Origin of the sequence: Rugamonas rubra (genome assembly GCF_900114705.1) — a bacterium.
Classification (GTDB): domain Bacteria; phylum Pseudomonadota; class Gammaproteobacteria; order Burkholderiales; family Burkholderiaceae_D; genus Rugamonas; species Rugamonas rubra.
Window position 1 is genome coordinate 1 of the sequence record NZ_FOTW01000072.1, and the last position, 1,644, is coordinate 1,644.

2 protein-coding genes are annotated in these 1,644 nt (G+C 46.8%); one reads left to right on the forward strand and one right to left on the reverse strand.

Annotation, left to right across the window (positions count from 1 at the left end):
- Nucleotides 1-97: 97 nt before the first annotated feature.
- Nucleotides 98-238, forward strand: coding sequence for an IS4 family transposase (locus BM252_RS32080; protein WP_281249411.1), 141 nt, complete (start codon nt 98-100; stop codon nt 236-238).
- A gap of 105 nt (nt 239-343) precedes the next feature.
- Here the strand turns inward: BM252_RS32080 and BM252_RS30765 are convergent, their stop codons facing one another.
- Nucleotides 344-1,483, reverse strand: a complete 1,140-nt coding sequence (locus tag BM252_RS30765) for a hypothetical protein (RefSeq protein WP_139236833.1) — start codon at nt 1,481-1,483, stop codon at nt 344-346.
- Nucleotides 1,484-1,644: the final 161 nt, after the last annotated feature.

Below are 1,644 nucleotides of genomic sequence, written 5' to 3' on the forward strand. Positions count from 1 at the left end.
GCCATGGTGCCGCGATTGGCGGTCGCGCTGGCACAGACGAGGCCGTGCCCGAAACGGTTGGTGCTGGGAAAGGCTGATGTAAGAACATAATCAGGTGGTGGCCCGTGTCGGCGGTTTTCCCGCACGAAAACATGACGGGGAACCCGGCGTGAAAACAATCTGGCGAGGGCTGCAGGATATTCAAGTTTCGGCTCAGACAATCAGGACGTTACGCGAGATGGGCGCATTGCAAGACTGAGTTGTGTGTAATAGAATGAGTTGAAGCCCGTCGGGATGATAGCTTCCATCTGTTGTCGGCTAGGCGCCCTATACATCAACTGCTTTAATGCCGCAAAGTGGGAATTTAACGAATCAAATTCATCGAAACGTGCCTCTGGAATCGAGCTAAAAACTCAGAAAAAATTTCTTCGTCGAACGTGCACTTGACCTCGCTTCCATTACATGACAGTTCGAGTACATGGACCGGTGTTGGACCTCTCGCTACCCAAGCCTGCGCAGTCTTTGCAATGCCACCGTTCTCAAGCCGCGCACATATGTCAATAACAAGTTGAAAGCTTAAAACATTTAGATCGGGAGCGACAGACGAAATATGGGAATTTCTTCTAAAATCACCGATGGAGAATTCTTTTAATTGCCCGATCGGAATTGACACCTGATGATTATTAATCTGCATCTCACCCATGAATGCAAGAGCGCAGATTGGATCGCTTCCCCACGCTGTTCTAGTGTGCTGAAGACTAACTAAACGCGGCCCAGCAGCAGTAAGTCGAAGCGATATATGAGTTACCCCTTCAACAGACGCGGGAATTGAATTGCCGTCAAATCCGTAGAGTTCAGGAAAGTATATTAAAGAAAAATTTCCTCCCGTCGACTTTGCCGCAAGATCAGATACTACGCTTGCATATTCTGATCTCAATACACCCGAAAAGAGCGCCGCATTATAAATTGCTGCATCAACATGAGCTCCCTCGTTTCCTGGGGTTGGCGACGGCAATTCCACCGCAGGTGTACGTTCCATCGCACGAATCAGTGGAATCGCTCCGCTTCCAAGTACGACTATCTTTCCAAAACCGTTGGTTTCAGCCAGCTTTGCGTTGTGATAAAAATGATTGAGAAAGCCATCCGAATTTTTACAAATAAGTATAAAGCTTAGTTGTAAATCATTACGTTTAATGTAGTCTACTACTTCGGCATGAATTGATTCGCAGTATGCGCCACAATAAGAAAGCTTAGTTTGGACGTGTTTGAACACTTGCTCAGCATGTGCAACCATGCCAGCGAACAAAAAGTAAGCCCCTTCTAACTCGAGGAACCAGTGTTTCTTCGCCAGTCCAACGGGGCGTGTACCCATTAGACCTTCTCGCGACTCTTGTCCAGTAATTGGGGTATCTATTGGCACAGATACTGCCACTTCTTGACTAATCAAATTATCTGTAATCGCGATTGGAATTGTAGTAGAAAATAATAATGCAACAACTGTCAAGATATGGCACTCCTATACTTAAGCTCACGCCTGAAGAGTGAGGTTTGATATATGTCGCCCCTCGCCTGTTCTACATAAATCGACCTGATTATGTTCGTTCGTCAGAACTTTGCCACTCCAGTTGAGTCAAACCTATCAGGATGGCAGAGCCACTGAAGGGG